7 protein-coding genes and 1 pseudogene are annotated in these 8,878 nt (G+C 60.7%); 3 read left to right on the top strand and 5 right to left on the bottom strand.

All coding sequences use genetic code 11. The annotated features are described in order from the left end of the window. Positions 1-96 precede the first annotated feature (96 nt). The 5 genes and pseudogenes from LDO29_RS26895 to LDO29_RS26875 all read right to left on the bottom strand — a co-directional run. Positions 97-1,296 (bottom strand): TOTE conflict system archaeo-eukaryotic primase domain-containing protein, encoded by a 1,200-nt coding sequence (locus tag LDO29_RS26895; protein WP_318035535.1) that lies wholly within the window; start codon positions 1,294-1,296, stop codon positions 97-99. Continuing rightward, positions 1,289-1,852 (bottom strand): hypothetical protein, encoded by a 564-nt coding sequence (locus LDO29_RS26890; protein WP_224082787.1) that lies wholly within the window; start codon positions 1,850-1,852, stop codon positions 1,289-1,291. Before LDO29_RS26890 ends, LDO29_RS26895 begins: the two co-directional genes overlap by 8 nt. A gap of 114 nt (positions 1,853-1,966) precedes the next feature. After that, entirely contained in the window at positions 1,967-3,145 is a 1,179-nt protein-coding gene (locus LDO29_RS26885) for a PDDEXK nuclease domain-containing protein (protein ID WP_224082786.1), read from the bottom strand. Further along, the gene (locus LDO29_RS26880) at positions 3,142-3,426 is read right to left on the bottom strand and encodes a hypothetical protein (RefSeq protein WP_224082785.1); all 285 of its coding nucleotides are present in this window, start codon (positions 3,424-3,426) and stop codon (positions 3,142-3,144) included. The genes LDO29_RS26885 and LDO29_RS26880 overlap by 4 nt, the downstream gene beginning before the upstream one ends. 131 nt (positions 3,427-3,557) lie before the next feature. Next, positions 3,558-4,379 (bottom strand): annotated as a pseudogene (locus tag LDO29_RS26875) (tyrosine-type recombinase/integrase); the annotation flags it as partial. Between the two features lie 814 nt (positions 4,380-5,193). On the opposite strand from LDO29_RS26875, the gene LDO29_RS26865 reads away from it, so the two are divergent. The 3 genes from LDO29_RS26865 to LDO29_RS26855 are packed head-to-tail and all read left to right on the top strand — an operon-like array spanning position 5,194 to position 8,819. Then, positions 5,194-7,191 (top strand): transposase family protein, encoded by a 1,998-nt coding sequence (locus LDO29_RS26865; RefSeq protein WP_224082783.1) that lies wholly within the window; start codon positions 5,194-5,196, stop codon positions 7,189-7,191. Between the two features lie 28 nt (positions 7,192-7,219). After that, the gene (locus tag LDO29_RS26860) at positions 7,220-8,197 is read left to right on the top strand and encodes an ATP-binding protein (protein ID WP_224082782.1); all 978 of its coding nucleotides are present in this window, start codon (positions 7,220-7,222) and stop codon (positions 8,195-8,197) included. Next, the gene (locus LDO29_RS26855; protein ID WP_224082781.1) at positions 8,166-8,819 is read left to right on the top strand and encodes a hypothetical protein; all 654 of its coding nucleotides are present in this window, start codon (positions 8,166-8,168) and stop codon (positions 8,817-8,819) included. Before LDO29_RS26860 ends, LDO29_RS26855 begins: the two co-directional genes overlap by 32 nt. Positions 8,820-8,878: the final 59 nt, after the last annotated feature.

Genomic DNA, 8,878 nt, shown 5'->3' with positions numbered 1-8,878 from the left:
AAAACTGATCTGTCGCTTCATCACAGGACCTGAACCATGAACACGCTTATGACAACGCGCTCACCCAATGCCTCGATGACTCGCGCACTGATTTAATCAGCGATTCCCTAGCGCGGCATTAAGACAGCCGCGCGGCAGGGCAATGTGCTGCGGATAGTTTTCTGCGTTGCCGATCACGCGTGGCTTGTCCCACACCGACATCCGCATCGCTTGCGCCCTATAGAACTCGGGGTTCTGGAATGCCGCCAGGCGAATCAGGCGGTTGGCTAGAGGCTGCGGCAGTTGCGCCTTCTCAAAATAGATTAGGTTGGCCAATGTCACGGTCAGCGACTCCGGCATTTTGCCTCTGAGCTTCGTTGCCGTCGAAGCTTCGTGCTTCCATGGTGTGGCCAAATCCTCATCGCCGATGAAGGTGACATCCAGCGGGTGGACGCTACCGGTGGCACGAAAGATGGTTGGCTCGATGTCGTGCGGCGCCATCGGCTGGACTGACGCCAGGAACGCCCACTGGTCGGGATAGAGATGAAAATTGGCATCGACGAACACGCTACAGCCCTGCTCACGCGGTCGCTTCTGCAGTGGCAGGGCAATCAGATTGCCGAAGCCACCTTTGGGCATCGTGTCCTGGTTGGGAAACAGACGGTCATAGGACGCCAGCTTGAGCTGTCGGGTGCGCGAGCAGGTGTGACTGATGATGGCTGTGCCCAGGCGGCGCGCATCGCGCGCCGACACCTTGCCCGCAAAGAAGACCCAGGCATGCGCGCCCTGGCCGGAACGGGAAATCTCAAGCGCAACCGGTACACCGAGTTCACCGCAGGACTGCACGAAGGCACGGGCATCGTCCCGCCACTCGGCCTCATCGAAATCGACGGCGAGGAGATAGCAGGTGTCGTCTTCGAGCAGCGGATAGATGCCCACCGTGTGCTCACCGGCCAAATGGTCGTAGATAACCTGATCCGAGAGCGGAATCAGCAATCGGTTGCCGCAGTCGCCGCACTTGATGCGCGGCTTCTCGCAAACGCCGGCGCGCCATTCGTTGGCGCAAGCCGGCGCGTAGCCAGACTTGCCTGTGGACTTGCTTTCCCAACGGATCGGGTAGGCATCCGTGCGGCCGCGAAACAACCGGCGGAACAGCGCCACCTTGTCGACCGTGGAAAAGTGCGACCGCTCCGCTTCCTGAACGCCGGGCGCGGCCTCCTTCGGTGACAAGCGCCACGCGATGCCATGCGATTCCAGTAACGCGATCAGACGGGCGTTCTCGGCTTGCAGCGCGGCGAACGCATCACGGTCAGCCATCGACTCCATACTCGGCAAGCAATGCATCCATGTCATCGCCCACCCCGTAGCCGAACTTGTCACTGATGCGGCGCACTTGGGCAAGACGTGCCCAGAGTGCCCGCCGCTGTGTATCGGGCAAGGCAGCGATCATTTGCAGCGACTGCTCGAACATCCGTACCAAGGCGTCGAAATAGCCATCGTTCTGGAATCCAATGTCGGCGCTGAAGCCGGACGCCCGTTCGCAATAGAACACCATCAGCTCGACTAACCCATCAGGCTGGCCAATGGCCTTCTTGTCCTCCGAGATCGCCTTCTTCGCCTTGGCTACCGAGGTGTCCTGGTTTCTGAACACATCCGGCCACAGCCAGCGGTCGATGGTCACTTTGTATGGCTTGAGCACATCCTGGCCTAGCGTAAACCGGGCGTGCAAGAAGGCCTGGTTGTCCTTACTCGCCACGTACAGGGCCTGTACCAGCTCGATCAGGCCGGCACTGTCGAAGTCGGCCAGCTTGGTTTTGACATCGCTCCAGGAGGGCGAGGTTTTGCGGGCGGGCTTTGGATTTACGTCCGGCATTGACATGCTCCTACTGTGGAAGAACCGTGCCAGCGTCGCCGATAGCAAGCGCGGACGCACACCGGTTCGCTTCGGATTGCGGCGCGCTCGACAGCATAGTCTCTGGCCGCGCATTCATTCGCCGCCCTCTACGTCGCTAGCCCGGCCAAGCCGTGCCTCCAACTCCCGCCTTGTCCTAGCCAGTTCCGCGGCCAGCAGATTCTCGTTAGGCAACACGGTCTGGTATTCGGCGGCCAGCACCTTATTCGGCAGGCCCTCCAGCGCGTAGTGCGCCTCGTTGCTACCCTTGCTCGCACACAGGATCAACCCGACGGGCGGGTTTTCGCCCGGCTTCATCCAGTGCTCGCGGGCGTAGTTCAGGTACATGTGCATCTGGCCGGCATCAGCATGGCTGAATTTGCCGATCTTGAGGTCGATGACCAGCAGGCATTTGAGCTGGCGGTGGAAGAACAGCAGATCGACGCGAAACCAGCTGTCGTCGATGCGTAGACGGCGCTGACGCCCGACGAAGGCGAAGTCGTCGCCCAGCTCCAAGAGGAAGTCCGCCAAGTGCTGGATCAGCGCCTCTTCCAAGTCTGATTCGGAATACTCGTCCTTCAGGTTGAGGAATTCCAGCACGAACGGGTCCTTCAAGGCCTGCTCGGGTGTAATGACATCGCCGCTTTCGGCTGCTTCAGCTTTCTGCAACATGGCGGCTTTGTTGCGTGACAGGGCAATCCGTTCGTAGAACTGACTATTGATCTGCCGGTCGAGTTGCCGTACCGACCAGCCGCAGCGCAGGGTTTCAGTTTCGTAGAATCCGCGCGCCATCTCATTGCGCACCGAGAGCAGTCGGACGTACGCCGACCAGGGCAGCGGGAAGGCTTTGGCTAGCTCCGACAGGTCGACGGAATTCCGGGACAAGGCTTTGGCAATCTCGTCACCCGTGGAAATGGCAGACGATGTCTGCGAGATGCGGGCGGTGGGCAATTTCGCAGACGCTGTCTGCGAAATGTGGTCAATGGGCCAAGCCTGGTAGAACAAGCGCATCTGTTCCAGGTTGCGCTCCGAGAAGCCACGCCCGAACCTCCGTGACAGATCAGCCGAGAGCCGCTTGAGCAAGGCTTGCCCATAGCCAGCGCGGTCCTGCCCGCCTTGCTCAAACTCAATGATGCGGCGGCCGATTTCCCAGTAGGTGGCAGTGATCAGCACGTTGACACTGCGGGCGGCGGCACGACGAGCGGCTTCCAGCAAGGTGACGATGTCGCCATGCATGCTGCCGTAGTCGCCATTGCCCGGAATAAGTTCGGTCATGCCGGCACCTCGTTCACCAGTTCGTCGTCCTTGCCAAGGAGGCGCACCTTCTCGGCCACGTGGCCGCGCATCAAAGCGATTGAGTCTTTTGGGTTGGTATCCTCGAGGCCGGCCTTGGCGTTCGGGCTCTGCAGTTCGCCGGCTTCGCGGGTGGACGTTCGTTGTTTGCCGATGGGGGACAGTGCTGTCGTCCACCCGCCCTCGACCAGTTCCCGCGTGCTGCATTCGCGGCAGGTGTCCGGTGCGGTTATCCCCCATTCGCGCGTCGCCACCTTTGCCATCGTCCTCTTAGTCGATAAGTAGATCGAGATCGATTGTATCAATGTGGGATACCTACGACCGGCATTCGTCGCCCAACGAGGATTGTCCGGTCGGATTGCTGATCGAGCAGGGCGACCGAATCTTCATTGAGTCAGGCTCCTTGCTTGTTGGCGGCGCCCCAGCCGATCCGGTGCCGCTCCTGTGTTGCTTGATGCCGCGCATCCTCCTCGCTGTGCAGGTACGCGCTGGTGATCGCAATCGAGGCATGGCCAAAATTGTCGCGCACAAAACGCAGGTCGACCTGCCGGTCGGTCATGTGCGAGCCGGCGGTGTGGCGCAGCCAGTGGGCCGAGGCGCTGGCCAGCACCGCGGCTTGCGGTGCCCACTCGGGCCCGCGCGCCCGCAGGCGCGCGGCGGCCATACCGAACACCCCTTTCAGGATCAGGTGCAGCGCGCCGCGTGACAGCGGTTTCTCGCTGCCCGCTTTTCCAATCACCGGCAGCACCAGTGGACGCGTCTCCCCGAACTGCGGGGTAGGCGGCAACTCGTGGGCGCGGCGGTAGCGCGCCAGTTCGGCAATCAGCTCGTCGGTCGCCGGCACCAGTCGGGTCTTGTTGCCTTTGCCGGTCACCTCGAGCCACCAGCGCTCGATGCCCTGGGCATCGCGCCGGCAGAAGAACGCGCCCATGGTGGTGGCGGTCAGCTCGGAGGCGCGCAGGCCGCCCAGGTAAAGCACGGTCAGCACCCACCGGCAGCGCGCCGCGTGCAGGCGCTCGCGTGCGGTGTCAGTCGGCATGGCCGCCACCGTGTCCTTCACCGTCTCCCACAGGTCGTGGCTCAGATACCGCGTGATGCGCGCCTTCGCGGGCGCGCGCCGGCGGCGGGCAAGCGCGAGCGGGTTGCCGGCCAGGTAACCCGCCTCCGTCAGCCAGGCGAACAGTGCGTTCAGGATGACCAGCGCCTGGCGCACGCTGCCGTAGAGCGAAGCCAATGTGCCACCACGGGACGCTAGACATCTCCGGCCTCTCGGCAAATCCGGTGGCGCTTTTGCTTTCGTTTGTTTCAGAAGTGAAAGTGCAATTTCTCACACAGTGCCGCTGAAGTTTGCCACCTCGCATCCTAGACTTCGAAACCTGTTCGTAAGGTCTTGATCCGATGGAACTTTCTCCGCAATTCACGGAGCCGGTTGCGCTCGCCCGCCCTGCTGGCGCCCACCGGCTTGAAGCCTTCAGCCCGAAGCTGGGAAGACGGCTGACGTTCTATCGTCGTGCTTTGCTAGATTTGTGGCTGCTACTCGAGGCGGATCCACTGGTGACTGCCTTTTGCGAACGCCCCGGCTACGTACAGTTCGGTGGAAAGGTCCGGATCGCGGACTTCTGGGTTCGATACGGGGATCGTCAAGAATTGGTGCTTCTTGCAGACGCCGGCCTGGATCTGAAGGCAGGACCTGCTGGGAATGAACTGGACGAGGGGGCGTTCTCCATCCGCAGAGTGACATCGGCCGACCTGGCTGCCGCAAGGGTTTGGATTTGCAATTGGCAGCGGATGCTGCCGTGCATTGTGGCAAATCGAGGGCTCGTTACATGGTCACTATCCCGAGCGGTCGAGCGCTGCCTGGAGAGTCCGCAACAACTAGTGACACTCGAGCGCAAGTGTTCTCACGCGGATCCCGTGTTGCTCCGCGCAGCACTCTTCGGCCTACTGCATGCCGGTCAGGTTGCTGCGCCAGACCTACACACTCACTCGCTGTCCTTGCAAACGTCGTTCGCTGTAGTAGGCAAGAACTCATGAACCGCCGCAAATCGGAGTTGCAAGCTCTCGACCTCGCGTCATGGCCGGAGGTGGCCTATACAGAGCTCGATACCGTGCAGCAGCGTGCGTTTGAGAGACGCAGGCAGGCTCTAGTGCGCTATGCCGAAGGTGATTCGCTCAGGCAGATCGAGAAGGCGACTGGGGTGAACCGGCGCGAGCTGTATCGATGGCTGGAACGAGCCATGGCACCCCACTCGGATGGACGGCCATACGGCTTTCGCGCGTTAGGGCGCTATATGCGGATCGCAGAATACGCGCGAGTTAGCTCAGTAAACTTCGGTGGAGAGCGCGGGAATTCTGGCGGAGCCGGTGCGTTGTCGCAACTTTTTGAGCGCTACCCGCCGCTTAGTGATTGGCTGCGCTTGCAGGTCAAGCGGCGCCGCCGGGGCCTGCTCGAGCAAGTCAATACCGACGGGAGATTGCAGACACGGCTGCGCGGACTACAAGCCATTCATGACGAATTCCTGCGGCAGTGCAGGGCGGTAGGCCTGAAGGCGACAGATTATCCATTCAATACGGCAGGACGTGCCATTCGCTCATTGTCTGGGTTTCTCAAATCAGAAATGTTACGCAGCTTTGGTCTGGCGGCACGCGCAGCTGGAGCCACGCATCTCAAGGGGTTGCCACATCGGGAAGCCGGAGAGGGTAGTCCAGCGGCGACGCGTCCTTACCAGATCGTCGAGTTCGACGGCCATCGGCTCGATCTTAGGCTTAAGGTGGTCGCCCGCGATCCGCTTGGATTTGAACATGAGTTTGAGATTGAACGAGTATGGCTGTTAGCAATCATTGACGTCTGCACGCGTGCGGTCCTGGGCTACAACCTTGTGCTGGCGCGAGAATATTGCCGTTACGACGTGATCAAGACAATCGAGAAGGCCTTGGAGCCCCATCCGGCCCGCGCGTTCTCTCTAGACGGACTTGGCTATGAGCCGGAATGTGGACTTCCATCGCAGAGGTGGCCAGAGCTTTCGTATGTCACCTGGGAATGGATGAAACTCGACAACGCAAAGGCAAATCTGACGAGCGAAACCCTGAGGGCGATGTGTGAATTCACAGGCTGCATTGTCGATGCCGGTCCAAGATACTCTCCGGATGAGCGTCCATATATTGAGCGCTTCTTTGGCACGATGGCGCAACGGCTGTCCTCTCGCTTACCCGGCTACACGGGTTCGCATCCCCGTGATTTGCGCCGCGCGCTTGCCGATCCGAAGGGCGATCTTCGCCTATACGTGTCGCTCGACGAATTGGAGGAGCTGGTCGAGTATGCGATCACGACGTACAACGGTACGCCGCATACCGGTTTGAACAACGTGACTCCGCTTGAGGCGATCGAGTACCACGTGAGCACGCGACAAACCGTCCTGACGCGGCTCACTGAGCAACATCGGCGTACTCTATGTTTGATGCAAGCGGCGCGTCGTTGTCGTGTACGCGCTTATCTTGAGCAGGGTGTGCGGCCGCACATCAATCTATACGGCGTGCGCTACACGAGCGGCGTACTTGCAAGAAGCACGCGATTGGTCGGCAAGGAGATTCTCGTCTACCTGAATGCAGACGATCTGCGATGCGTACGAGCCTTTCTCCCGGATGGGTCGGAGCTAGGTGTCCTCGACGCACAAGGTGCCTGGGGCGTCGTACCCCACAACCTGAAGCTGCGCCAGGAAATCCGTAAGCTGCGGGACCGGCGCCGAGGCCATCAGGACGAATCGAATCCGATAGAGGCATATCTGGAGGCAAAGCTCGCGCAGGCGAAGACGAGTCGGAAAGCGGCGACCGAATACGCGCGGACCGTGCGGACGCTTGCCAGTGCCCCGACAACGCGTACGCCTGCCAAGGCGCCGCCCACCATGCGGCAAGCCTGCGCGTCTACGGCAGCTGCACCGGGCGCCGCAGCGCCTCACAGTGTCCCGATTGCGCCTCAACCACCGGCGCAGCCGCGTAAACTTACTATCGGGACTGGACAAGTCTTCTAACCCTGTCTCTTCCATTTCGAGGTGTGCCATGGCCTCTCAGTTTCAGCGCGCGATTGACCCGTCGCTTCACCCACTTGTTACAGGCAACTATCGTATCGCCACGCCTGCGATCGAAGCCCTCTATGAATTGGTTGATCGATGTCTACGCTACCGGGTCATGGGAGCGCTGATACATGGCCCTTCCCGCGTCGGCAAGACCCGGGCGATCGAATACGTGCGGTTACTGCTTGCGCGCGATCATCCGAAGATGACGAGCTACCACGCGCAATGTGAACACAAGCCGCGGCATGCCGAAGGCCCGTTCTTTGCGAATCTGCTAGAGGCCGTTGGCGATCCGGATCCGAACGCAGGTTCCAATCCATCCAAACGTATGCGTCTTGCTCTGCGGATCCGCGAGGCCGCAGCACGGGCGGGAAGCGGAACGGTGCTGCTTTTCTGCGACGAGGCACAGCGCTACAACGATAACGAGTACGAGTGGCTGCGTGATGTCCACGACTGTCTCGATCGGCAGCAGATCAAGTTGTTTACCTTCCTCGTCGGTCAGCAGGAACTCCTCGCACAGAAGACCGCGTTGCAAGTTGCCGGGAAGACCCAGATCGTCGCGCGCCTGATGGTGGAAGAGTTGGTTTTCCATGGTATTCGCAATGCGGAAGACGTGGCGACGTGTCTTAATGGGTACGATCAGACCGCATATCCTGCGGATAGCCAATGGAGCTTTACTCGCTTCTATGTACCCGCGGCTTTCGACGCTGGTTACAGGCTGGTCAGCGACGCCGGCGTGCTGTGGCAGGCGTTCGAGAGCGCGCATAACAGAGCCAATCTCCCGGGGCAACTTTCGATCCCGATGGAGTCATTCGCGCGGGCAGTCGAGATCGTGCTCAAGGAGAGCGAACTGAAGGACGATTCCGCCTATCGTCCTGACCCCGCCTTATGGGCGCACGCGGTACGGCATTCCGGCTATGTCCAGTCACGCCATGCAACCGGACGCGTCCTTGCTGCCGCCTAGCGAAGTGTTGCTCAGCCCGCCGAGATTTCCGATTCTCACTCTCGACGAGGCTAAGCTATCGCCAGCCCTGGGTTACCTATTCCAGCGGAAATGGATCGAACCCTATGAATCGCTCGTTTCGATCCTGTGGAAGTTCCAGAAGGCGAACGCGCTGTCGGGGACGGTTGTCGCCAATCTAATGGGCCCGGACATCGATCCCTATGAGGGCATAGTGCCGGAGCTCAGTGTCGTCGACATCGATCGATTACACGGCACACTTGGCCTGCCGAAAACAACGCTGCGCGAGGCGCTTCTGGCGCCAACTGAGCGGCGACGCTTCGCGCCGGCGTTTCGCCACTGCCGTCGCTGCATCGCGCTTGGATATCACAGTGTTGTACATCAGATCGAGACCGTCTATCGGTGTCCAGCGCACCGGGACGCGCTTGAATCGGCATGTCGGAACTGCGGTTATGAAGCGCCGTACCGCGTGAACGTACAGCTTCTCGAAACACCGTACCGTTGCTCGCAGTGCCGTGAAAGCTATGGCGGAAATGGATGGAGGCCCACGGAAGCTCGGCCAATGAGAACGGGGTACCGCAAAGCGCTGTCACGGAAGTATGTCGGGAGTGCGCTGGGATTGTGATTCTTCGGGGTTGCCCGTGCCCTGACCGCCACCTCACGTTGACCATCGTGTTTGCTCGG

The organism is Cupriavidus laharis (assembly GCF_914271435.1).
Classification (GTDB): Bacteria; Pseudomonadota; Gammaproteobacteria; order Burkholderiales; family Burkholderiaceae; genus Cupriavidus; species Cupriavidus laharis.
The sequence above is the reverse complement of the archived record's forward strand: the minus strand, read 5'-3'. Positions and strand labels throughout refer to the sequence as shown.

Bases quoted from the DNA above. Each gene is read 5' to 3' on its own strand.
- LDO29_RS26895 (WP_318035535.1), bottom strand. From the start codon at position 1,296: ATGGCTGACCGTGATGCGTTCGCCGCGCTGCAAGCCGAGAACGCCCGT.
- LDO29_RS26890 (WP_224082787.1), bottom strand. From the start codon at position 1,852: ATGCCGGACGTAAATCCAAAGCCCGCCCGCAAAACCTCGCCCTCCTGG.
- LDO29_RS26885 (WP_224082786.1), bottom strand. From the start codon at position 3,145: ATGACCGAACTTATTCCGGGCAATGGCGACTACGGCAGCATGCATGGC.
- LDO29_RS26880 (WP_224082785.1), bottom strand. From the start codon at position 3,426: ATGGCAAAGGTGGCGACGCGCGAATGGGGGATAACCGCACCGGACACC.
- LDO29_RS26865 (WP_224082783.1), top strand. From the start codon at position 5,194: ATGAACCGCCGCAAATCGGAGTTGCAAGCTCTCGACCTCGCGTCATGG.
- LDO29_RS26860 (WP_224082782.1), top strand. From the start codon at position 7,220: ATGGCCTCTCAGTTTCAGCGCGCGATTGACCCGTCGCTTCACCCACTT.
- LDO29_RS26855 (WP_224082781.1), top strand. From the start codon at position 8,166: ATGCAACCGGACGCGTCCTTGCTGCCGCCTAGCGAAGTGTTGCTCAGC.